Below are 24655 nucleotides of genomic sequence, written 5' to 3'. Positions count from 1 at the left end.
TTTAAATACAAAAAGCACATAATAATGTGCTTTTTTGAATAATTTAACAATTCTGTTTAGGTATCAGAATATCGTAACTTTTTAGTTATTTGTTTGGCTCATTTTCATCAAAATTCACCATCCAGTTCACGCCAAATTTATCTTTGAACATTCCGAAATATGCGCCCCAGAAAGTTTTGTTCATCGGCATTTCTATTTTTCCTCCTGCCGAAAGCCCATTAAAAATTCTATCTGCTTCGTCTGTACTTTCTGCATTAATCGAAATGGAGAAATTATCACCAAAGCTTACATCTCCATATCTTGGATGACTGTCACTTCCCATTAAAATCGTGTTTCCAATTGGGAGTGAAACGTGCATAATTCTATTTTGAGCTTCCTCAGAGAGCTGCTCACCTTCTTCTGCTGGTGCGTCTTTATATTTTCCGATGTACGGAAATTCGCCGCCAAAAACTGATTTATAGAACAGAAATGCTTCTTCACAAGTCCCGTTAAACATTAAATAAGGATTTACTGCTGCCATTTTTTTATTTTTTATTGTTAATCTATTTTTTTATTCTTCCGACAATTCTTTTATCACATCCATTCCTTTTGGGAAAGCTTCTTTAAAATAATCGATGTGTTTTTCGATTACATCAACTTCTGTAACGAGTTCAACTTCGTCGCCTTTTTGGGTTAATCGATAGGTTTCCATTGCTCCTGCCCATTTTTCGGTTTCTTCGTTTGGCGGTACTTCTTTAAAGTCCTTCATTTCACCTAAATGCTTAAAAGCCATATATTCATTCGGAATTTTAGTTTCAATAACGCTGTTCATCCCTTCTCCATTTGGCCCATAGAAATAAATTTTATCTCCTTCGTTCCAATTCGATTCTGCATAACTTTCTCCACAGAAAGCACTTGTCCATTTTCGGTACGTTTGGTCGTCCCATAAGACTTTCCAGATTTTTTCTCTAGAAGCCTTGATACTGATTTTAAATTGAAGTTTTTCCATATCAATGAGGTAATTTACTAAAGTCCATATATAAAACATTCCAGCGATGACCGTCTAAATCGGCAAATCCGCAGCCATACATCCAGCCTTGACTTTCTGCCGGGGGCGAGAAAACAGTACCGCCCGCTTCTGCTGCTTTCTGAGCCAGCTCGTCGACTTCTTCTTTGCTTTCTGCATCGATCGAAATTAGAATTTCTGAGCTCGATTTGGTGTCAGTAAGTCCATTTTGCGAAAAACTTGAAAAAAGCATTTCTTCAAAAAGCATCACCACAAAATGATTTTCGCCAACTACCATACAAGTCGAACTTGGGGTATCGTGTTGTTCGTTAAACGAAAAACCAATTTTCCAGAAAAAATCTTTCGCTTTTGCTACATCCTTTACAGGAAGATTTAACCATATTTGTTTTGTCATTTTTTTGTTTTTTTGTGTTAGATATTTTTTTTTAAACCATATAAGTTATGTAAGTCATTTTAAGTGTTATTTTCATTCTATTACTGTCAAGTGCGTATTTGAAATGGTTAAACAAATTCAAAGTACTATTATTGAATTGGATACGCGGATGAAACCGATTCGCTATCGCGATAAACACAGATTCTCTGCTTTCAATATAAAAAACCCATTTTTATCCTCGTCTTTACAAAATAATCTGTGTCATCTTCGGTCTTTTTTCTCTAATAAAAGCCTTCAACCTTTTATCAGATTATCAATTCTTTATGACATTACTTTGTACATTTAAATCTAATGTCTTTCTACATATTTTTTAAAATTATCCAAGATTGCCTGCCAGCCGGCGCGCTGCATCTCTATCGGATTTTGTGTTTCAGGATCAAAACTTTCGATAATTTCTGTTCCGTCAGGCATTTCAATAAAACTGATTTCGACTTTTCTGCCATCTGCCATTACATACTGCAATGCTTTATTTTCTTCTACCAAAGTAAACTCGCCTTCAAAATCAAAACTCATGCTGCCGTCTTTTGCCGCCATTGTCGATTTAAATTTCCCGCCTTCTCTTAAATCAAGTTCGGCGTATGGCGTATGCCAATCTGGCGATGCAAAGCTCCATTTTGTAATGTGTTCTGGCGTGTTCCAAAATTCCCAGACTTTTTCTTTAGAGGCAATTATTTTGTTTTGTACTGTTATCATTTTTTATTTTCTTAGTTATTAATTGTTGTTTCATTTAATTCCGCATAGGCTTTAAAATTATCAATAACAGCCTGACACCATTGCTTTTGCATGTCTTTTGAATCCTGATTGTTAGGTTCAAATGTCTCTGTAATCTTTACGCCATTATTGTTTTCTTCAAAAAGAATACTGCCTGTTCTATTGTCAAACAGCTTGTATTCAATCAACGAAAAAACGTTGATGTTTGTATACACGCCTTCAAAATCGAATCCTGCACTTTGATCTTTTGTCTGCATGGTATATTTAAATTGACCATTGTTTTTTAAATCATTTTCTGCCAAAGTGGTATGCCATTCCAGCGAAGGAGAATTCCATTTTAGAATATGCTCTGGCAGCGTCCATAATTTCCAAACGATCTCAATCGGTGCATTTATTATGGTTTGTACCGAAATCATTCTGGATTATTTGGAATATTATTTTCATCCATATAAAAGACTTCCCAATGATGTCCGTCAATATCCAGAAAAGTTCTCTGATACATCCAGCCATAATCTTTTGTTTCTACGTATTCAGTTCCTCCAGCGTTTATTGCTTTATCCATGATTTGATCTACTTTTTCACGAGATTCTATAGAAATGGAAATAAGAACTTCGCTGCTTGTAGCTGTATCACAAATTTGCTTTTTAGTGAAGGTTTGATAAAATTCTTCAACCAAAAGCATTGCGTTTATATTTTCACCTATTTCTAAGCAAGTCCCTTTTTCGTTAGTAAACTTTTCATTAAACGAAAAACCCAGCTGTGTAAAAAAAGCAATAGACTTTTTTAAATCTTTTACAGCAAGATTTAAGAATATTTTTGTTTTCATCTTTATAAAATTACGAATTAATTAAAACAAATTTAAAATATTAAGATTAGTTTAAAATAGCAATTAAAGTCAACTTTAGGGGCAAATAAGACAAAATCACTATTTTTGTACAGAAGTCAAATTTCCAAAACCCAGAAAATCATGAGCAAGAAATTAGGTTTGATCGTACCTCACGATTATAAGTTACTAAGTATTGCAGCCATTTTAGAAGTATTTGAAACGGCTAACAAACTTACTTCGGGCACCGAAAAACCGTTTGAGATTATGATTTTTCAATCTCAAAATCAAATTAATCAGGAAAATCCTTTTGGCTACAAAGCTAACGCGATAGAGCATTCTGAAATTATTTTAGATCTGATTTTGATTCCGGCTTTTACAACCGATAATATGAGTGAGATGATTAAGAAAAATAAAAGTTTTATTCCGTGGCTGCAAAAACAACATCAAGCCGGAGCCGAATTAGCAAGTTTTTGTACGGGAGCATTTCTCTTTGCGGCATCGGGTTTATTAAACGAAAAACTGGCTACTACACATGTCGATGCGTGCAGCGCTTTTACAAAAGCTTTTCCGATGGTAAAACTGAAGCCAGAAGAAACGCTTACTGCAGACGGGAGTTTATATACCAGCGGAGGCTCTACGTCGACTTTTCATTTATTGATTCTTTTGATTCAGAAATTCTGCGGCAACGAAATGGCTGTACAAATTGCTAAAATCTTTTCGATCGATTTAAATCGTTACAAACAGAGCTATTTCAGTACTTTCAGACCCAATCATTTACACAATGATACTTTGGTTGCTATGCTACAGCAAAAAATCGAAAGTCAGTATCATTCTATCGAAAAACTGGAAGAAATTACAAAAGATATTCCGACCAGCACCCGCAATATGACAAGGCGTTTTAAGCAGGTTACCGGAATTCCGCCAATCGAATACCTGCAAAATATAAGAGTCGAAAGTTCGAAGAAATACTTGGAACAAACCCAGCTTTCGATTTCAGAAATTATCGAAAAAACGGGCTACAACGATCCAAAAGCTTTTAGAAAAGTGTTTTATAAAATGGTTGGCATGAAGCCTATTGAATATCGGGAGAAATTCAGGGTTCAGTAATTTTTTGAAATTCTCTAAGATTTAATAATCCACATTAAAACCCTTTTGTTGGTTTTAAGCAGTTCGTCAATCTCTTTCATGCTTTCATTAGAAACAGCAGGACAGCCCCAGCCTTCTGGTGTTCCGTTTGGATAAATTTCATTATCTGGAATAGCATCCCAAGAATGGAGTACAATGGCACGGCTCAAAGCATTAGAATTGCTTTTTTCTTTACCCATAAGCAGATAATTAACCTTGATTCCCCACTGGCTCGCACCTCGGTTCGAAATCATGTATTTCCCAATCGACGAGCAATGTGAATCGGGTACATTACTAACAGGTGCATTTTCTTTGTTTATTGTGCTTCCCCAAGGTGCGTCTCCGCAGCCATGACTGACCATATACGATTTTATAATTTTACTTTTCTTGAAATCGTAAACAAAAAATCTTTTTAAACCAGAATGCTTTCCCAAATCAATGAGGAAAAAGAAATCTTGATTGTAGTTATTGGTTTGGGTAAAAAGCTTTGCTTCTTTAAAATAAAAATCATAATCTATTTCCTTAGCTTTTATTCCGGTATTCAAAATTTTCCGCGTTTCTTTTTCAGAAACCAGATCCGTTTTATCTTCTGCCTTCGTCAGGCAAGCACAAAATAAAAATAAACCAATTAGTCCGTTGAGTATTTTCATAAATTAATTACACAATCATTTAGGACAAATATAAGAAAGTAGGATTACTGTAAGAATAAAAAAAACCTGCTCAAACAAATGAACAGGTTTTCTTAATTAAAATTCGTTTTTTCCTACTTTAAGCCTCTTTGCTTTAATTGAAACAATCTCAAAAAATAAATAATACTCCCTAATATTAGAAATAATAAAGCAAAGTAGAAATAACTTATGCAGAAATAAGTATCATATACTCCAAAAACATAAAGATGCTCATTAAAACAAAAATAGATTATAAAAAAAAGGTTAATTACTAAAAAGATTAAATAGTATTTAGTTATTGTTTTCATTTATTTTCTGTTATTGAAAAAAGCATTAAACATCGTGAAATTACCAAGATAAATATCCCCAAAACTTACATCTGAAATTTTATCATCCATTAACAATTGAGGAAATTTTTCATAAAAAAGTTTGCTTTCAACTATACTTTCGACAGCAAAAACTAATTCATCTATTTTTCTTGTGTCTAATTTTTCTCTTTCTAATTCTTCAATTCTTTCTTTTGAATAAAAAGGCTCGGCTGGATGCCATTGTTTCCTGATTGTGTAATAAGGAATTAAAAAACTTAAATACAAAGAAATTGAATACAATTGTCCCTCTTCAAATACATTCAGAAAAAAAGTATAACATCGATCTTGATTACTATCTAGGATAGAAAAATCTTCAAAGTCTCTTAAAATCAAATCATCTTCAAATGCTTTTTTAATATTACTTCGTATCTCATGACTTTTATTAGAATCAAAGTAATTGATTGTAGATTGTAATCTTTTATATTCTGAGGTCTTTAAATATTTTTCTTTACTATCCCAAGGACATATATTCTTTGGATAATATAAGTAAATAAAATTTGTTAAAACATCTTCTATCATTTTTTCAAATATGATTTAATAATCCGATTTCATCATTTATTTTTTTTGATAAACATCCGATTTATATACAATTATTTAATCATCACAAAGACCAGTTTCTCTTATGTTTGTTTTATAATTTGTTGCTGGTAATGAGGATGTAGAATTAAAATTAACAGTCCCGCCATTTGTATAAGTTCTATAATTTTTTATTAAAAGTTCTTGAAATTTAGTCCTTAATGTTAATTCATTTGTTAATGTTCGAGTATACAGATTAGCCATCTCTTTCATAGTTTCATTAAGAACCATAGCAGAAACTGTTGCTGCCGCACCAGAAGTAACATCGCCATTTCCTTTATTATAGTTTATTGGCATACCAAAAAGTACAGCTTGGGGAAAGATCATTGTATTTGTTACTTCAGTTCTCCTTTGCGTAAGAACAATAATTCGAAAGGTAATATTTTTAACAGCAGCTTCTTGCCAATTAGCCCCTTTTTTTGATGTAAAATTAAAACTTTCACAACTAGGAGGCAAATCATCTTTAACTTCAGGAACATCATAACCTCCACGTCCAGCATCCCAAGAATAATAGTCAACTCCTTCATAATAATAGCCACTGTCATAAATATCATTGCCAAATAAGGTGGGGCCAAAAACATCTAATGCATATAATTGATTGCGATAGTTGTTTTGAACTCTCACTCCGTCTAATTCTATAGCAGTTAAGTTTGTAGAATTTGGTATTTTACTATTCTTAGAAGTAGATTTTACAACATTATTATCTTCTAAAAATTGACTTACAATTACACCACTTTTTGCTCTGAATCCGCTAATAAATTTACCATCTATCGAGTAAGTAAACAACTCTCCTGAAAAACTTCCTTCACGAGAACTCTCATCAGGATACATACTAAAAACGACACTCTTGATTTCGTTGTTGAGTTTCAGTAACAGAACCCTATCAATTTTAAGATTATTATCCGCTACTACAGGAACTACAGTTAATAACTGATTGCTACCATTTATTTTTTCCTGCGTAATTTTATCAAGTTCAAGATTGTCTATTTTGTTATTTGTTGATTTTCCAAAAGAATTAGTTTTAGAATGTTGCAGAAAATCCTTCGCTTCATCAATGGTAACTGTCTGAATCTTTTCTCGCAACTGATTTGACGAATCATCATCTTTTTGACATCTCAAAAAAACAACAGATGTCAAAGCAATTACGCTTAAAACAATAATCTTTTTAATTTTTTTCTTCATAATTTTTACTTTGAATGATTAGTATTACAAACAAAAATATGAAATAAATTCTTACAAACTTAGTTTTGATATTTTTTTAAGTTAAAAAAAATATTTTCATGCAAAAACAAAAAAAACCTGTTCATTTATTGAACAGGTTTAAAAGATTTTAATCAAAGTTAAAGCTTTGAAAAAGTATTTCAATATTTAAGAAGCAATTTCCATACGCTTCAATAAATTTTTATTCAAAGTATGTTCTGCGTATTCTTTGTCAATTACAAGTGTAGTATCACTAGAACTTGGTAATTCGTACATGGCATCTGTTAAGATTGCTTCGCATAATGAACGTAATCCACGAGCTCCTAATTTGTATTCTAAAGCCTTGTCTACAATAAAATCTAAAGCCTCGTCTGTAATGGTAAACTCAACTTCATCCATTAAAAATAATTTCTGATATTGTTTTATCAATGCATTTTTAGGCTGCGTCAAGATGGCACGTAATGTTTCGCGGTCTAACGGATCCATATGTGTAAGAACTGGAAGACGACCAATAATCTCTGGAATCAATCCGAAGTCTTTTATATCTTTCGGAATAATGTATTGCAGTAAATTATCTTTGTCGATATTATCAGCATTTTTTGAAGTTGAATATCCAACTGCCTGACGGTTTAAACGTTTGGAAATAATACGCTCTACTCCGTCAAAAGCTCCTCCTGCAATAAACAAGATGTTTTGAGTATTTACCTCAACAAATTTCTGGTCTGGATGTTTACGGCCTCCTTTTGGCGGTACGTTTACAACAGTTCCTTCTAGTAATTTTAATAATGCCTGCTGTACGCCTTCTCCAGAAACGTCACGCGTAATTGAAGGATTATCGCTCTTACGGGCAATTTTATCAATTTCGTCAATAAAAACGATTCCTCTCTCGGCTTTTGCTACATCATAATCGGCCGCTTGAAGCAAACGTGTCAAAATACTTTCGACGTCTTCTCCAACATAACCAGCTTCTGTTAATACCGTAGCATCAACAATGGCTAACGGAACGTCTAGCATTTTTGCGATTGTTTTGGCAACCAATGTTTTTCCTGTTCCGGTTTGTCCCACCATAATGATGTTACTTTTTTCAATCTCTACTTCGTCATCCAGCTGTTGCTGCATTAAACGTTTGTAGTGATTGTAAACCGCAACCGACATTACTTTTTTAGTCTGATCCTGTCCAATTACATATTGATCTAAGAAAGCTCTGATTTCTTTTGGTTTCTTTAAAATTAAGTCTCCAACTAGTTTTGCGCTTCCGCTGGATTTTAATTCTTCTAGCACAATTCCGTGTGCCTGCTCAATACATTTATCACAAATGTGTGCATTGATACCGGCGATTAATAAATTAGTTTCTGGCTTCTTTCTTCCACAAAACGAACATTCTAATACTACTTTTGCCATTCTTTATTTAAGTTTCTAAGCTGCAAAGATACTAAGTTTCTAAAGTTTTATGGTTTTATACCCAAAAACTTAGCAACCTCTTAACTTTTTTATTTTTGTTTCAAGTTTAAAATGTTTCAAGTTTCAAGTTCCCAACAACTGTCAAAACTTGAAACTTGAAATCTGAAACTTTTTTTAACCTCTTCTTAAAACCTCGTCGATCATTCCGTATTCTTTTGCTTCGTCTGCTTTCATCCAGTAATCACGCTCACTGTCTTTGTGCACTTTATCAAAAGTTTGTCCAGAATGCTGTGAAATGATATGATACAATTCCTCTTTCAATTTCAACATTTCACGTAAGTTGATTTCCATATCTGTTGCTACACCTTGTGCTCCTCCAGATGGCTGGTGAATCATTACTCTTGAATGTGGTAATGCCGAACGTTTTCCTGCTGCTCCTGCACATAATAATACTGCTCCCATAGAAGCTGCCATTCCTGTACAAATTGTTGCCACGTCTGGTTTGATGTACTGCATGGTGTCATAAATTCCTAAACCTGCGTAAACGCTTCCTCCTGGAGAGTTTAAGTAAATTTGAATGTCTTTTGAAGCATCGGCACTTTCTAAAAATAATAATTGTGCCTGAACGATATTAGCGATTTGGTCGTCGATACCTGTTCCTAAAAAGATAATTCTGTCCATCATTAATCTTGAAAATACATCCAGTTGAGATACATTCAACTGACGTTCTTCGATAATATATGGAGTCATGTTTGTTGGATTCATTGCTGCAACGATTTTATCGTAGTACATTGCATTTACTCCTTGGTGCTTTGTAGCAAACTTTTTAAATTCTTTACCGTAGTTCATATTTAAGTGTTCTAAGTTTTACGTTATTTGATGTTATTATCTCATCAAAGGTTGTACCTCTTTGAAAAGAATGTCAATTTGTCCTATTTCTAGCCCAGATAGCAGTGAAAAGCTTTTTTTGATTGGCAGCTATTTTTTGTTGGTAGAAAAAAGCGACCAACGGAAGCTCTTTTTTTACCTTACAAAAAAGCAGACAATAAAAAAACTTGTAACGGATAGCTGGATTAGCTTCTGAAAAGTAATCAAAAATAAATTAAAACAAAAGAGCGCCAGGAAAAAACTTCCTGACGCTCTTAATTGAATATTATTTCAGAAATTATTCTCCGTAAGACGCAGCAATAAATTCTTCGTAAGTAACTTCTTTTGTAGTTGGATTTGCTTTTTCTTTGAATAAATCTAACAATTTAGCTGCTACAACTTGCTCAGAAAGTCTTTTTACTTCTTCTTGGTTAGATAAAACTCTAGCCACGATTCCTTCTACTTCTTCGTCAGTTGGGTTTGTTTGTCCAAATTGAGCCATTTGTTGTCTGATTGCACCAGATGTAAATGCTTTTAAGTCTTCAAATGTAATTTGGATATTACTTTGAGCCATTGCTTTTCCTTCGATTAATTGGAAACGTAGTCCTTTTTCAGATCTAGCGTATTCAACCTCAGCTTCTTCAGGAGAAAGTTTTTTCTCTCCAACAGTCTGAAGCCATTTTTTAAGGAATTCAGCTGGTAAATCGAATTTTGTATTTTCGATCAAGAAATCCTGAACGTCCATCAATAATTTTTGATCTGCCTGCTGTGCGAATTGAGCTTCTGCGTCTTCTTTAATTTTTGATTTTAACTCGTCTAAAGAAGCTACTTTTCCTTCTCCAAAAAGTTTATCAAACAATTCTTGGTTTAATTCTGCCGGCTCAGATCCGTTGATAGCGCTGATAGTGAAATCAACATCAACATCTAAACCGTGAACACCTTCGTGACCTACTTTTAAGTAATCCATTAATTGGTGATCGTCATCAAATAAACCTTTTGTGCTTACTTTAACTACATCTCCAACTTTTTTACCTACGAATTGCTCACCTGCTTTTTTGCTGAATGCGCTAATTGCAATTGTAGTTGTATTGTTGATTCCTTCTGCTTCGTTTGAGAAAGTTCCTGTCAAATCAGAATCTGCATCAGATACTTCTTGCGGGATTGCTTTTCCAAATTGTTTTTGGATACGCTCTACTTGTCCGTCGATTAATTTATCGTCTGCAGTAACAATGTATTTTACGATATTATTTTTTGCTTCAAGATCAATTTCGAAGTTTGGCACTAAACCAATTTCATATTCAAAAGTTAATTCTTCTGCATCCCAGTTAAAATCTTCTGAGAATTTAGGAAGCGGCGTTCCTAATAGATTTAATCTTTCAGATTGAATATAACGCTCTAAAGCCAAATCAACTACTTTTTTGATCTCTTCCTGCTTAATAGCTTTCCCATATTGTTTTTCAACAAGATCTTTAGGCACGGCGCCTTTTCTAAATCCTTTAACTTGTGCTAAAGGCATTTTTTCGTTAATTCTTTTTGCTACTTGACCTTTATAATCCATATGAACAACGTTCATAACGATTGTCTCGTTTACAGCGTCTATTGCTACTCTTTTGATATCCATCTTCTTCTTTAATTTACATAATAAAATTGGGTTGCAAAATTATAAAATTTTTGCAACCCAGCCAAGTTTTTAATTTATTGTATTTGAAGCGTTTTGCAACGCTGTTCATTTTATTTATTTATCGTCTCCTAATATTTTATAGGTTATAGACTGCAGTACAGACAAGATAACACTAAATATAAGCGCTGTCAGGAAAGAGTCTACTGCAAAACCTCCTACTATATACGTACACAATATAATCATGAGGGCATTTATGACCAACAAAAACAATCCTAAAGTTACTATTGTTACAGGCAGTGTAAACAGAACTAGAATTGGTTTAATAAATATATTAAGCAAACCTAAAACTACTGCTACAATTACAGCGGTTGCAAAACTTGCTACATGAACTCCTGACAAGAGATTAGCAATCAGTAAAACCAGCGCTGCAGTAACAAGAAGTCGAAGTAATAGTTTCATATTTTATATTTTAAAAGTTTAAATAAAAGTAATCATTTTTTCAATAAAACAATTACTGCTTTAAAAACTCGCTTGTAATTTCAAAAAACATTTTCGGATTTTCGGCATGAAGCCAATGTCCAGCGTTTGGAATGGTTTCTAATTTTAAATCTGGAAAGCGACTTTGAATGTCTTCTAAATCTGCATCTTGAATGTAACCTGAATTTCCACCACGAATAAATAATGTCGGCTTATCGAAAATTAATCCATCTGACAAAGGTTTTCCAATAGCATCCAAATTGTTATTAAAAGCCTCTAAGTTAAATCTGAACGCTAATTGTCCTGGTTCTTTCCAATATAGATTTTTCAGCAAAAACTGTCTCGTTCCAAAATCAGATACATATTGCGATACGATTTCTTCAACGTCAGTTCGACTTGGTTTTATAGAAAAATCGACTGCATTTAAACCAGCCAAAATATCCTGATGATGTTGTTTGTAGAATTTCGGACCTATATCTGCCACAATTAGTTTATCTACAATTTCTGGATGTGTTGCTGCAAAAAGCATTGCCACTTTTCCACCCATTGAATGTCCTAAAATATCAATATTTGTTAATTGATTTTCTTGACAATATTCATAAACATCTTGAACCATGGCTTCATAACTCCATTCGTCTGAATGAAAACTGCGCCCGTGGTTTCTTAAATCTAAAATATGAACTTGAAAACCGGCTTCTACATATTGTCCTGCCAGAGTTTTCCAATTATCAGACATTCCCAGAAATCCGTGCATGATGACAAAAGGTTTTCCTTCGCCTTCTATTTTTGAGTATAACATTTATTTTTTTCTTTAAAATTCTACTACAAATGTAAAAAACTTATCTATTAATCTGTTACAGAATATGTTCTGCGAAGTATTTTCAACAGAAAAAAATTAATAAAAAAAAGTTTACATTTTTACGGCTTTCCGTAAACTTTTAAAGATTAAAAAAACTATCTTGCGGCCCAAAAATAAGACCAACAATTTCAATTAATTAAAAGTCAAATCATGATTAAAAAATTTATTTTATTATCATTAGTTGCATCGCAGCTTATGATTTCATGTTCAAGCGATGACAGCAGTGAAAACACTAAGCCAGAATCAGAATTATCTCTTGAAGAGCAAATTGCAGAACTTACAAAAAAATCGTATTCTGAATTAACCCCAGACCAGCAAAAATTAAAATTAGAAGCTGAAGCTAATGAAATGCTTACACAGCTTGACAAAACAAAAAGCTCTGGTGCTATTGAGGCATTAGAAAACTTAAGCAGACTATTAGATTTAAGTTCTGTTGATATTTTTAACGGTAAAAACGATAACGAGGCAGAAGATATTTTAAATGTATCTGGAGTTTACGGAATTTATACATGGAATAATGCAGGACAAAAATGGGATAAAACAGCTTCTTCAACTGAATTGAAATTTGTTTTTCCTGCAAAAAAATCTCAAACAACAAACAATGCTTCTTTCTCTTCAAAAAGTACTTCTTCTGATATTAAAATAGACATAACAGACAGTTATGACTGGGAATCAGGTGTTGAAACCAATGATCACATTTTCTTGCCTTTAACTGCTGATGCAATCTTGACAATTGACTCAAAAGAAGCAGCAAGCTTCAATCAGACTGCAACATATTCTAACAAAAAACAAGTTCCTGATGAGTTTGCTTATAAAATGGTTTTGAATGATGGGTATACATGGGAAATGAGTTCTAAAAAAGGAGCTTCTAATACAGGAAAAGCCTCTCTTACTTATAATGGAAAAACTCTAATTAATTTTAACGCTGGAAGCTCTGCTAATATTGATGCATTGATCGACAATGACGAACTTATTCAATACAGAGGTAAAGCAAACGGATTATTCCAATTAATGGACAATTTTGTTGTTGTTGCAGATACAGATTTAGCAACTGCCGCTGCAGATAAAGCCGCTATGGACAAAACGGTACCTTACCCGGAATATAATTCAGTAACTTATTATGAAGATCTAAATGCATATTACAAAAAAATAGCAGACGCAAAAGTTGCTAATTACAATAAAAACAATAAATTAATCTTAGTTTCTAAAAAAGACGGAACTAAAATCGCTGATATTGTTCAACATTCTGAAAAAGGCTACAGCTACACAACTATACAGCCTACTTGGGTTGCTGATGCAAATTATTCTGGCGGAGGTTATTGGTCATACACAAACACTAAAGAGATTACAGTACAATATTATGATGCTGTAGATTATTTAAAATTTAATGATAAAACAGAAGTTTCTATGGAAACTTATTTCTCAGCTGGATTCAGTAAATTTGAAGCTAAATTTGAAGATTTTATTGCTGCTTTCGAAAAATAACAGCTTTTAAAATACAGTATAAAGCCGATTTGAAATTATTCAAATCGGCTTTATTTTTTGGGAGGTGTTTTAATAAGTATGGTGCTTTGCCCGTATCCTGCCCAAATTCCAATTCCTCCTTTTATATTAGATTTTAAACTGGTGTTGGATGGATAAATAGGATTTTTGGCATTTACAATTTCATTCTGCCAGCTGTTCCAGAAATCTAAAGCGTCTTTGTTTTGAGTTCGTAATTTCACATGAATTAAATCTCCATCGGCAAAATAAGGTGTAAATTTTGTTTTTGGAAATAATATTACTCCCCTGTTTATTTGCACTGAAATTGAAGCCGATTCGAAATTTTTATCGTCTAAGTTGCCATAAAATGAAGGAACAAAAATAGGTTCTTCGCCATCAATTTTAGTTGCGATCTGATAATAGTTTTTTTCAGCTATCGGATCATCAAATTTCACAAAAACATAACCTGTTGTATCTGTCGGGTTCTTCTTTATATATTCGGCACTTTTTAGCGTCACAGATTTAGGAATCGACGTCACAGCTTCGACAACACGATTTAAATATTCGATCTTAATAGAATATTCTTTTCCCGCTTCTCCCATTAAAGTTGAACCAAAATACACAAATGGCGGTACTCTGTTTTTATCGTTTTTGACCCTTAGAACTTCAGAATTCGTGCCGTCAGAAATGGTAATTTTTGCTGATCTTATAACATGATTTAAAACATTGGTCGAATCAATAACATCGGTAACCGGAATACTGCTCGACAATAAAACATTGGCATAGTCTCCTTCTTCGATCCAGCCTTCTACCACTATTTTAGATTCCAGGCTTTTTTGTTCGCTAAGGTTGTCACTAGAACAACTCATTAAAAACAAACTAAAAAGAAACAATAGATACTTTTTCATATTCCTTAAAATTTAAATCTCCAGCTAATAGAAGGAAGCATTCGATACAATACTTTCTTTTCTTGTTTTACCACCACATTGCTTTTATCTTCACTTACCTCTACATCCAAGACAACGTAAATTGGATTTGCAATATTAAATGTATTGTAAATCGAAAAGTTTAAAGCACTTTCTTTCTTTGCTGTTTTTATAAAATAATAATTTACAGAAAGATCTGTCCGAACATAATCCGGCATTTGTGCATTATTATATCCTGAATATTCTTTAACTGGATTGTTATTGATAAAATACCATGAAGTTGGCATCGTAAAACGGTTTCCGGAACTAAATAGCTGCGTTACGCCAAAATTCCACTTTGAGTTTAAATCGTACATTCCCACTAAAGAAAGGTTATGGCGTCTGTCGTATTTTGCAAAATACGTTTTCCCGTTATTCAATTCATCAAAATTTCGGTCAGACCAGCTTAAGGTGTAACTCAGCCAGCCGCTAAATTTTCCGCTGCTTTTTTTCAGCATCATTTCAAATCCGTATGCTTTTCCTTCCCCAACATATAAATCATTTTTAAGCGTCGTGATTTCATTAAACTGAGTTATCCCATACGGATATTCAAGCAGATTTTTCATCGAACGATAAAATCCTCCAAAAGAGGAAGAAAGATTTTTGGTGATATTTTGATTGGAACCAATTGAGAATTCATCCGAAGACTGTGGTTTGATACCGTCCGAACTTGCAATCCAAAAATCAGTAGGGATACCAACGCTCGAAGTAGTTATTAAACTTAAATATTGATACTGCCTATTATAAGAAGCATAAAACGAATAATTTTCATTAGCATAATAATTCAATACCGCACGAGGCTGAAAATGCAGATAAGAATCTGATCCTGAAGTATAATAATTAATACGAAGCCCTAAATCGGCCGTTACGTTTTCGAATAACTTAGGTTTAGCGCTTACAAAAATGGCCGCTTCATTGGCATTAATTATTCTTTGTGATTTGTTATCTAACGTTGTCAGGTTTTCAACATTTACTTTTTGAGGCTGTAAATTGTGATAAACATATTGCAATCCTGACTCAATAGGAATGTTTGCAATTGAGAATCGTACTGAATTTGTAAACCCAAAATCTTTGACATAAGAAGAAACCCAAAATTGAATTGTTGCCTGTTCCATATTTAACTCATTACTATAATGACTAAAATAAAGCGAATTCATCATATTTACTTTAGGAGAAAAGATTGTGGTTAAAGAAGGTGAAACGGTAAAATTTTTCCATTTTAAATTGGTTCGTAATGCCAGATTTTCATCTTTTACTTTTAATTCATCTCCGCTGAAAAAAGCGTCTAGAGAAAATAGATTGTTCTTTGAAATTTGAGATAAGAAAGTAAAATTCGCATCCGAAAAACCATAATTCATATCCTGAACATCATTATTTGAGCCTGATTTTAATATCGGACCCATAATTTCATCAATATAGGTTTTCCTTCCAGAAATATAAAATCCTGTTTTATCGCTTAACGGAACTGCAAAGGTCAATTGCGAAGCCAAAATTCCGGCATTCCCCTGAATCGAAAACTCTGACGGAAGTTTTTTATTGGTATTTAGGAGCGTACTAGAACTTAACCTTCCGCCGTATTTTGGATTAGAACTTGATTTATCAAATTCGACATCCTTAATATGATCGGTATTGTAAAAAGGAAAAATTCCAAGAAGATGAGACATTCCATAAATTGGAGTTTCATTATACAAAATGGCATTATGTCCCGGATCACCGCCGCGTACATAAAGATAGCCGTTTGCATCACCAGAATTTTGCACCCCCGGCGTTAATTGTAACAGTTTGATAATATCGGTAGTTCCTAAAACGGTTGGAACTCCAGATAATTCTTTTAAGTTAAAAGATAGTTTACCGCCGGATAAAGTTTTGATGCCGCTTTTTTTGTCGTTAGAAATAACAACTTCTTTTAGCTGCGCAATATCTTTTTCTAAAAAAACAGAAATTACGGTATCTTTTACCGCATTAAAATAAATGCTTTTAGGAGTAAAATCTAAATGATGAATTTTGATTACTACATCACCAGAAGGAATATTTTCTGAAAAATTCCCTAAAGTATCTGTAGTGGCATGAAACTGTTTTTTGTTGATCTCAAAAGAGAGATTTACTCCGATTAGGCTTTGATTTTCAGAAGATTTAACATTTCCCGACACCCTTATATTTGACTGTGCAAAAAGGCCGCAAAAGGATACTAAAAAAAAGAGAATAATAGATTTTGACACGTAATTTTAATAAGAAAAGTGCGAAAGTAAACAATTATAACCCAATTACATCAGGTTATAATTGTTTAATTTTCTTAAAATCTTTATTATTCATTATCTAGTTGAAATCTTTGAATATCATTCTCAATTAATGCTTTCAAATCTTCTTCTTTGGGCATATAAAGCAGATATTGACTTGCAAAAACACTTTTTTTATCTGCTAAAACAGAATATTTTACGATTGTTTCATCTTTTTCTGAACAAAGCAAAATTCCTATGGTAGGTTGATCTGATTCTCCTTTTTTCAAATCATCATACATACGTACATACATATCGATTTGTCCAATATCCTGATGAGACAATGAGCCAGTTTTTAAGTCAATGATTACAAAGCATTTCAAAATATAATTATAAAAAACTAAATCAATATAGAAATCAGAAGTATCCGTAACAATATGTTGTTGTCTTGCTACAAAAGCAAACCCTTTACCAAATTCTAATAAAAATTGTTGCAAATGGTCTATTATAGAGGTTTCTATACTTCGTTCCGAATTTTTAGTTTCAGCTGACAGGCCTAAAAACTCAAAAATATAAGGGTCTTTTATTAAATTATGAATTGTCTCTGATTTTGTTTCAACAGTTTTATGTTCTAAAACACGCTCAAACGCCAATGAATTTATTTGTCTTTGGAGCGTTCTGCTATTCCAATTGTTCTGAACACTTTCATTTAAATAATAATTTATTTTTTCATCCGAATTTAATCTTGATAACAATCGATAATGCGTCCAACTCAATTCGGTACGCAATGCGTTCCAAATTGGAAAAGTTTTATAAAACGCACGCATATTATTCAAATTCCTTTCATCAAATCCTTTTCCAAATTCAAAAGTGAGCTGATTTGCCAAATTTTTTAAAGTAGCTTTTCCATAATCGGCACGATCCTTCCCTTTTTGTTCATCCTCAATAATTACTCTTCCAATTTCCCAATAAGTTTCAAGCAAAACAGAATTTGCCATTCTAAAGACACGCTGGCGGGACTGGAGAATAATCTCTTTAATCTCTGAAAACAATGGAGTTTGATTCGTAATCATTATCAAATCTTATTTCAATTTATTCAAATACATATTTACCACATTATCTAAACCAAGATAAAGTGCCTCTGAAATTAAAGCGTGTCCAATAGAAACTTCTAATAAACTAGGGATATTTTGTTTGAAAAACTGAATATTATCTAAACTCAAATCGTGTCCGGCGTTAATTCCTAAACCTAATTCGTTTGCTAATTCTGCCGCCTTTACATACGGATCGATTCCGTTTTTATTTCCCAAATCATATTGATGCGCAAAAGCCTCTGTGTACAATTCAATTCTGTCTGTTCCTGTTTTTTTTGCTCCTTCGATAATTTCTAAAACCGGATCAACAAAGATCGAAGTCCTGATTCCGTTTCTTTGAAACTCCTGAATCACTTCGGTTAAATATTCTTGATTCTTTATCGTATCCCAGCCTGCAGAAGAGGTAATCGCTCCAATTGCATCTGGAACCAAAGTAACCTGATCTGGCTTGCATTCTAAAACTAAATCAATAAAATTATGCTGCGGATTTCCTTCAATATTATATTCTGTAGTCACAATTGCTTTTAAATCGCGCGCATCCTGATAGCGAATATGACGCTCATCCGGACGCGGATGAATGGTAATTCCCTGCCCTCCAAAACGCTGAATATCGACAGCAACTTTTAGTAAATCAGGAACATTTCCGCCTCGTGCATTTCGCAGCGTAGCAATTTTATTGATATTAACACTTAACTTTGTCATATAAATAGATAATTAATTCTAGTAACACTATATTTGTTGTGACAAAAATACAAAGTAAAACGCAGCAGTTTTTGGTATTTTTTGATTATTTTGCATCAAATATCTTCAATTGACTTATGACGGAAATTACAAACTATATCAATAACGATTTCAGAGCGATTGACAGCCAAGAAACTATTGCTTCGGTTCAAGACTTCTTTGCTGACTTAAACTTTTCGCATTTTCCGGTTTTAGAGAATGGGATTTTTATTGGAAGTATTGCATCTGATGATGTCGAAACTTTTGATATTGACAAGAATGCTAGTGATTACAAATATACTTTGGAACGTTTTTTTGCCAGAAGTTCTATGATCTGGCTGGATGTTTTAGAGGTTTTTGCAAAAAACCATACCAATACAGTTCCGGTTTTGGACGAGAATAATACCTATGTCGGTTATTATGAAATGGAAGATATCATGCGTTTTTTTCAGGAAACTCCATTTCTTAAAGAACAAGGAGGAATCATAATCGTTCAAAAAGGTCTTTTGGATTATTCTATGAGCGAAGTAACACAGATTGTTGAAAGCAATAACGGAAAGATCCTGGGCTGTTTTATTTCTGAAGCCGATGTAGAAAATGTTCAGATTACCGTAAAAATTGGTTTAGGAGCCATGAATGAAATTATTCAAACCTACCGAAGATATGGTTATGAAATTATTTCAGAGCATCAGGAAGATAATTACATCAACAGTTTAAAAGAACGCTCTGATTATTTAGACAAATACCTTAATATATAAATTATTAATGTGGCAATGAGAAAATTAGTTAATTAGATAATTTTCACTGTTGCAAATTATCTGATTGACACATTGACAAATTACCTAATTTAACTCGAATGAAAATAGCCATTTACGGACAATATTATCAAAACAGCACAGAGCCTATTATAAAAGACATTTTCTCGTTTTTCAATTCCAATAATGTTGAAATGGTAATTGAAGAAAATTTTCTGAATATGCTTTATGAAAAGCAGCTGGTAAAAAAAGAGTACAAAACTTTTACCCCAAATACTGCGTTAGATACTAGTTTTGAAATGCTGATAAGTATTGGAGGCGACGGAACTATTTTAAGAGCCGCTGCCTTTGTTCGTAATTCAGGAGTTCCGTTATTAGGGATCAACGCTGGAAGATTAGGTTTTCTAGCGAAAGTTCAAAAAGAGAATATTGACGATCTGCTGCAATTTGTTATCGACAGAAATTATACCACTTCTGAAAGAACGTTGTTAGGTTTAACCGCAGACCCTAAAAACGACGCTTTTGAAGAACTGAATTTTGCCATGAACGAAGTTACTGTAAGTCGTAAAGATACGACTTCGATGATTACTGTTGAAACCTATTTAAACAATGAATACCTGAATTCTTATTGGGCAGACGGATTAATTATCTCTACTCCAACTGGTTCTACAGGATATTCTCTCAGCTGCGGAGGACCTATATTAACTCCAGATGTAAAAAGTTTAGTCATTACGCCTATTGCTCCACATAATTTAACCGCCAGACCACTTGTTATTCCTGACGATACTGAAATCACACTGCGTGTAACAGGGAGAGAAGATCAATATTTAGTTTCGCTGGATTCCAGAATTTCATCTGTAAAAAACGAATCTATATTGAAAATCAAAAAAACAGATTATAAAATAAAAATGGTCGAAATACCAGGTGAAACTTTCTTAAAAACCTTGAGAAATAAATTGCTCTGGGGAGAAGACAAAAGAAATTAAATTCTTTTACCGTTTATCCTTATACGAATATTATACTTTTTGCCGTTCTGCTTGTAATGAATCAGCAGTAAATGTCTCGAAATCATATTATAAATTGAAAAAAAAGCACATTTATCTAAAGGAACGTTGATTGGTATTGATAATTATTATATTTGCACGCAATTTTTAATTAAATGAAGAAAATTTTTAATTTATTGTTATGTTTTTTCCCCTTTATCACACTAAATGCCCAAATAAATGAGCTTGGTGTTTTTTTAGGCGGAAGTAACTTTGTCGGAGATGTTGGAAGAACTACATACATTTCTCCTGATAAACCTGCTTTTGGAGTATTGTACAAATGGAACAGAAGTCCAAGGCATTCTTACAGATTTTCTTACACACAATCCAGAGTTGCTGGATTTGATACCCAATCTGACGAAACGGGAAGAAATCAAAGAGGCTACAGCTTTAAAAACAATATTAAAGAACTTTCTGCTGGACTAGAATTTAATTTCTTTGACTTTAATCTGCACGATTACCATACCAAAGTAACACCTTATGTGTTTTCTGGACTAAACTTTTTTCTATATGACAATCTGTACCGATATACATCCAGTCCTAATACAGTTTATTCTAAAAACGCAAGCTCTTTTGCTATACCTATTATATTAGGTGTAAAATCTAACGTAACACCAAATTTTGTTTTAGGAATAGAAGCTGGAGTACGCTACACATTTACTGATAATATTGACGGAAGTAATCCCGATACTAATAATTCGAATATTTTAAAATTCGGAAACTTAAATAATAATGACTGGTATGTTTTTTCAGGTATTACTTTAACGTATACCTTTGGACTAAAACCTTGCTATTGCGCAGAATAAAATGAATTTACTAGAATCTATAGATCACACAAACTTACCCCAACATCTAGCTATTATAATGGATGGTAATGGGCGCTGGGCTAAACAACAAGGTTTTTTACGAGCATTCGGACATGAAAACGGAACAAAATCTGTAAAACAGACTATTAAAACTTGTGCCAAACTAGGCATCGAGTTTTTGACCTTATATGCTTTCTCTACAGAAAATTGGAATCGTCCAAAATTAGAGGTTGAAGCATTAATGAAAATATTGATTAATTCTCTAAAAAAAGAGCTTGTAACCTTGCAAGAAAACAATATTAAACTTAATGCAATCGGTAATCTTGACAAATTACCAAAATCTGCTCAGAAAGAACTTTCAGATGTAATTGAAAAGACAAAAAACAATACCCGCCTTACCTTAACTCTTGCCTTAAGCTACGGCTCTAGAGAAGAATTAGTCAGCGCCGTAAAGTCGATAAGTGATAAAGTTAAAAATAATATAATTTCAATAGACACTATTGACGATTTAATTATAAATGAGCATCTTTACACGCAAAATTTACCTGACGTAGATTTATTAATACGAACAAGTGGAGAACATAGAATAAGTAATTTCTTGTTGTGGCAGATCGCTTACGCAGAATTGTATTTTACTAATGTCTTATGGCCAGACTTTAAAGACCAAGATTTATATGAGGCTATTATTAGTTATCAAAAAAGAGAACGTAGATTTGGAAAAACCAGTGAACAAATTAAATAATTTTTTAGTGTTGCAAAAAAAAATACAAATAGTCCTTACCCTAGTTTTATTGGGGAGTTTTTCACAAATAAAAGCACAAGAAAGAGTCCCTTTTGATCAAGGGAAAAAATATATTCTGGCAAAAGTCTCTGTTGTTGGTAAAATAAGTTTTAATGAGCAGACTGTTGTTACTTTTTCCGGCTTGCAAAAAGGTCAGGAAATAACTGTTCCTGGAGAAGAAATCAGCAGCGCAATCAAGAAATTAGGTAAACTTGGTCTATTTGACGAAATCGCATTCTATGTTAATAAAGTAGAAAATGACAGTATCTATCTGGATCTGGACATTGTAGAATTACCTAAATTAAATGAGGTAAAATTTGTCGGAATTAAGAAAAGTAAGGTCGAAGGTTTAATAAAAGACAACAGCCTTACTAAAAATAAGATCGTAAACGAAAACTTAATTACGACGACCAAAAACTATATCGAAAACAAATACAAAAAAGATGGTTTTTATACTACAAAAGTTATAATTACCACTACCCCAGATACCACAGCAGGCAATATGGTAAACATGCTTGTCAGGGTAGATAAAGGAGACAAAGTAAAAATCAGTAAAATAGATTTTACTGGAAATAAACAACTTAGCGGCAGTCAATTACGCGCTGCTATGAAAGACACCAAACAAAAAAATATTCTTCGTGTTTTTAAAGCTTCAAAATTTATACCTGAAAAATACAAATCTGACTTAGAAAAAGTAATCGCAGCCTACAAAGAAAAAGGATACCGTGATGCACGTATTATTTATGATTCTGTTCAATATAACAAGGATAAAAATATGCTGGCAATCAAAATTAATGTAGAAGAAGGAAATAAATATTACTTCGGAAATATTAAGTTTTTAGGTAATACTGTTTATTCAGATCAATTATTACACCGTTACTTAGGAATCAAAAAAGGAGAAGTTTACAACGGAGTTTTATTAGAAAAAAGAATCGCCGATAAAACAAAACCAGATGCTGAAGACATTACGAATTTATACCAAAACAACGGATATTTATTTTCAAATATCAATGCTGTTGAGGTTAAAACTGTAAATGATACTATCGATTTTGAAATTAGAGTTACAGAAGGTCCAATTGCTTATTTCAACAAAATATCTGTTGTAGGTAATGACAAGACAAATGACCACGTAATTTATCGAGAACTAAGAACAAAACCAGGAGAAAAATACAGTAAAGAGCAATTAGTAAGAACAATTCGTGAGATTGGACAGTTAGGATTCTTTGATCCTGAAGCTATCGATCCTCAGTTTAAAAATGTTGATGCTGGAGCTGGAACTGTTGATATTGAATATCATGTAGTTGAAAAAGGTTCTAGCCAGGTTGAGCTTCAAGGAGGTTATGGCGGTGGCGGTTTCATCGGAACATTAGGACTTTCGTTCAACAATTTTTCGGCAAGAAACATCTTTAATAAAGAGTCTTACAAACCGCTTCCAATGGGAGATGGTCAGAAAGTAGCACTGCGTCTGCAAGGAAGTACTTATTTCCAAACGTACAGTTTATCGTTCTCAGAACCTTGGTTTGGAGGGAAAAAACCTGTTCAATTCAGTTCGTCAATTTCATATAGTAAGCAGTTTCTTAATAATTACATTACAAGAACTGTTGATAGAAGCAAAAGTTTTAATATTTTTACAGTACAAGTTGGTTTAGCAAAAAGGTTAACTGTGCCGGATGATTACTTTGTATTATCTCAATCGATAAGTTATCAGCATTACGATTTAAATAATTACAATACTGGTTTGTTTACTTTTGGTAACGGAGCATCACGAAACTTGGCTTATACTATCGGACTTTCAAGAAGTAATAAAGGGGTCAACCCAATATTCCCAACTTATGGTTCAGAGTTTAGTATTTCTGCCAAATTATCACCTCCTTACTCTTTATTTAATGGAGTAGATTACAAAACTTTGGGCGACCAGGAAGAATACAAATTAAAAGCAACATCAACCTATACCGACACTAACGGACTTGTTGTAAGTCCTGGTGATTATGTTGATTCAAGTAATAACAAAGTAAGTACTTACCAAGAAGCTGCTGCAGATCCTGCAAAAGTTGACCAGAAAAAATACAACTGGTTAGAGTACTATAAAATTAAATTTAAAGGAGATTGGTATACTAAAGTATATGGTAAATTAGTCTTAAGAACATTAACAGAATTCGGCTTCTTAGGAGCTTATAACCAAGATAGAGGTGTAATTCCGTTTGAACGTTTTTATTTAGGAGGAGACGGTATGGCCAACTACTCAATGGATGGTAGAGAAACTATTCAGTTGAGAGGTTACCCAAACAACTCTTTGACGCCGGTAAATGCAAATGGAGAGCAGATTGGTGCAACAATTTATAACAAATTCTCTATGGAGTTACGTTATCCGATTACATTAAAAGCATCGGCTTCTATTTTTGCATTAACATTTTTAGAAGCAGGTTCTTCTTATCCAACGTTTAAAGATTACAACCCGTTTGACTTAAATCGTTCTGCTGGTGCTGGATTACGTGTATTCATGCCTGCATTTGGATTATTAGGAATTGATTTTGGTTACGGATTTGATGCACTTCCTGGTCAAAATAAAGCAAACGGCTGGGAAACTCACTTTATCATTGGACAACAATTTTAGACAAATTGCGTTTGGTTAAAAATCATCAAATAAAGTTATGT

Annotated in this window: 25 protein-coding genes; 7 read left to right on the top strand and 18 right to left on the bottom strand. The window is 33.1% G+C overall.

The window, feature by feature from the left end; genetic code table 11:
* Positions 1–85: 85 nt before the first annotated feature.
* From C4F50_RS11450 to C4F50_RS11425, 6 genes are all read right to left on the bottom strand, one after another.
* Positions 86–520, bottom strand: coding sequence for a VOC family protein (locus C4F50_RS11450; RefSeq protein ID WP_194138792.1), 435 nt, complete (start codon positions 518–520; stop codon positions 86–88).
* A 30-nt stretch (positions 521–550) separates the two neighbouring features.
* The gene (locus C4F50_RS11445; protein WP_194138791.1) at positions 551–988 is read right to left on the bottom strand and encodes an SRPBCC domain-containing protein; all 438 of its coding nucleotides are present in this window, start codon (positions 986–988) and stop codon (positions 551–553) included.
* A gap of 1 nt (position 989) precedes the next feature.
* Positions 990–1400, bottom strand: a complete 411-nt coding sequence (locus C4F50_RS11440) for a VOC family protein (protein WP_194138790.1) — start codon at positions 1398–1400, stop codon at positions 990–992.
* Between the two features lie 327 nt (positions 1401–1727).
* Positions 1728–2132 (bottom strand): SRPBCC family protein, encoded by a 405-nt coding sequence (locus tag C4F50_RS11435; RefSeq protein WP_194138789.1) that lies wholly within the window; start codon positions 2130–2132, stop codon positions 1728–1730.
* Positions 2133–2143: 11 nt separating this feature from the next.
* The gene (locus C4F50_RS11430) at positions 2144–2566 is read right to left on the bottom strand and encodes an SRPBCC domain-containing protein (protein WP_194138788.1); all 423 of its coding nucleotides are present in this window, start codon (positions 2564–2566) and stop codon (positions 2144–2146) included.
* Positions 2563–2976, bottom strand: coding sequence for a VOC family protein (locus C4F50_RS11425; protein ID WP_194138787.1), 414 nt, complete (start codon positions 2974–2976; stop codon positions 2563–2565). Before C4F50_RS11425 ends, C4F50_RS11430 begins: the two co-directional genes overlap by 4 nt.
* Positions 2977–3117: 141 nt before the next feature.
* Here C4F50_RS11425 and C4F50_RS11420 point away from each other — a divergent pair, with 141 nt between their 5' ends.
* Entirely contained in the window at positions 3118–4083 is a 966-nt protein-coding gene (locus C4F50_RS11420) for a GlxA family transcriptional regulator (protein WP_194138786.1), read from the top strand.
* Between the two features lie 14 nt (positions 4084–4097).
* Here C4F50_RS11420 and C4F50_RS11415 read toward each other — a convergent pair whose 3' ends face one another.
* The 8 genes from C4F50_RS11415 to C4F50_RS11380 form a co-directional block, all read right to left on the bottom strand.
* Entirely contained in the window at positions 4098–4751 is a 654-nt protein-coding gene (locus C4F50_RS11415) for a murein L,D-transpeptidase catalytic domain-containing protein (RefSeq protein ID WP_194138785.1), read from the bottom strand.
* Between the two features lie 326 nt (positions 4752–5077).
* Positions 5078–5656 carry a hypothetical protein gene (locus tag C4F50_RS11410; RefSeq protein WP_194138784.1) on the bottom strand — a complete coding sequence of 193 codons (579 nt, stop codon included), beginning with the start codon at positions 5654–5656 and terminating at the stop codon, positions 5078–5080.
* A 75-nt stretch (positions 5657–5731) separates the two neighbouring features.
* Positions 5732–6895 carry a hypothetical protein gene (locus C4F50_RS11405; RefSeq protein ID WP_194138783.1) on the bottom strand — a complete coding sequence of 388 codons (1164 nt, stop codon included), beginning with the start codon at positions 6893–6895 and terminating at the stop codon, positions 5732–5734.
* Positions 6896–7081: 186 nt separating this feature from the next.
* The gene (gene clpX, locus C4F50_RS11400) at positions 7082–8314 is read right to left on the bottom strand and encodes an ATP-dependent Clp protease ATP-binding subunit ClpX (RefSeq protein ID WP_194138782.1); all 1233 of its coding nucleotides are present in this window, start codon (positions 8312–8314) and stop codon (positions 7082–7084) included.
* 174 nt (positions 8315–8488) lie between these two features.
* The gene (clpP, locus tag C4F50_RS11395) at positions 8489–9163 is read right to left on the bottom strand and encodes an ATP-dependent Clp endopeptidase proteolytic subunit ClpP (RefSeq protein ID WP_194138781.1); all 675 of its coding nucleotides are present in this window, start codon (positions 9161–9163) and stop codon (positions 8489–8491) included.
* Between the two features lie 316 nt (positions 9164–9479).
* The gene (locus C4F50_RS11390) at positions 9480–10802 is read right to left on the bottom strand and encodes a trigger factor (RefSeq protein ID WP_194138780.1); all 1323 of its coding nucleotides are present in this window, start codon (positions 10800–10802) and stop codon (positions 9480–9482) included.
* Between the two features lie 114 nt (positions 10803–10916).
* Entirely contained in the window at positions 10917–11261 is a 345-nt protein-coding gene (locus C4F50_RS11385; protein WP_194138779.1) for a phage holin family protein, read from the bottom strand.
* Between the two features lie 52 nt (positions 11262–11313).
* Positions 11314–12078: an alpha/beta fold hydrolase gene (locus C4F50_RS11380; protein ID WP_194138778.1), complete on the bottom strand. Its 765-nt coding sequence runs from the start codon at positions 12076–12078 to the stop codon at positions 11314–11316.
* A gap of 210 nt (positions 12079–12288) precedes the next feature.
* Between C4F50_RS11380 and C4F50_RS11375 the strand changes: the two genes are divergently transcribed.
* Complete coding sequence (locus C4F50_RS11375; RefSeq protein ID WP_194138777.1) at positions 12289–13623, top strand: hypothetical protein; 1335 nt, start codon at positions 12289–12291, stop codon at positions 13621–13623.
* A 50-nt stretch (positions 13624–13673) separates the two neighbouring features.
* Here C4F50_RS11375 and C4F50_RS11370 read toward each other — a convergent pair whose 3' ends face one another.
* From C4F50_RS11370 to C4F50_RS11355, 4 genes are all read right to left on the bottom strand, one after another.
* Entirely contained in the window at positions 13674–14528 is an 855-nt protein-coding gene (locus tag C4F50_RS11370) for a DUF4249 domain-containing protein (protein ID WP_194138776.1), read from the bottom strand.
* Between the two features lie 5 nt (positions 14529–14533).
* Positions 14534–16735 (bottom strand): TonB-dependent receptor, encoded by a 2202-nt coding sequence (locus C4F50_RS11365; RefSeq protein WP_348537002.1) that lies wholly within the window; start codon positions 16733–16735, stop codon positions 14534–14536.
* 155 nt (positions 16736–16890) lie between these two features.
* On the bottom strand, positions 16891–17874 hold the full coding sequence (locus C4F50_RS11360) for a PDDEXK nuclease domain-containing protein (RefSeq protein ID WP_194138774.1): 984 nt from the start codon (positions 17872–17874) through the stop codon (positions 16891–16893).
* A 9-nt stretch (positions 17875–17883) separates the two neighbouring features.
* Positions 17884–18597, bottom strand: coding sequence for a pyridoxine 5'-phosphate synthase (locus C4F50_RS11355; protein ID WP_194138773.1), 714 nt, complete (start codon positions 18595–18597; stop codon positions 17884–17886).
* 116 nt (positions 18598–18713) lie between these two features.
* On the opposite strand from C4F50_RS11355, the gene C4F50_RS11350 reads away from it, so the two are divergent.
* From C4F50_RS11350 to bamA, 5 genes are all read left to right on the top strand, one after another.
* The gene (locus tag C4F50_RS11350; protein ID WP_194138772.1) at positions 18714–19373 is read left to right on the top strand and encodes a CBS domain-containing protein; all 660 of its coding nucleotides are present in this window, start codon (positions 18714–18716) and stop codon (positions 19371–19373) included.
* A gap of 98 nt (positions 19374–19471) precedes the next feature.
* Entirely contained in the window at positions 19472–20356 is an 885-nt protein-coding gene (locus tag C4F50_RS11345; RefSeq protein WP_194138771.1) for an NAD kinase, read from the top strand.
* 173 nt (positions 20357–20529) lie between these two features.
* Entirely contained in the window at positions 20530–21219 is a 690-nt protein-coding gene (gene porG / locus C4F50_RS11340) for a type IX secretion system protein PorG (RefSeq protein WP_194138770.1), read from the top strand.
* A 1-nt stretch (position 21220) separates the two neighbouring features.
* Complete coding sequence (gene uppS, locus C4F50_RS11335; protein WP_194138769.1) at positions 21221–21961, top strand: undecaprenyl pyrophosphate synthase; 741 nt, start codon at positions 21221–21223, stop codon at positions 21959–21961.
* Complete coding sequence (bamA, locus tag C4F50_RS11330) at positions 21894–24614, top strand: outer membrane protein assembly factor BamA (protein ID WP_194138768.1); 2721 nt, start codon at positions 21894–21896, stop codon at positions 24612–24614. The genes uppS and bamA overlap by 68 nt, the downstream gene beginning before the upstream one ends.
* Positions 24615–24655: the final 41 nt, after the last annotated feature.

This window comes from Flavobacterium hungaricum, from assembly GCF_015182285.1.
GTDB lineage: Bacteria > Bacteroidota > Bacteroidia > Flavobacteriales > Flavobacteriaceae > Flavobacterium > Flavobacterium hungaricum.
Note: the sequence above shows the minus strand (reverse complement) of the source record. Positions and strands in the feature narration are given on the sequence as shown.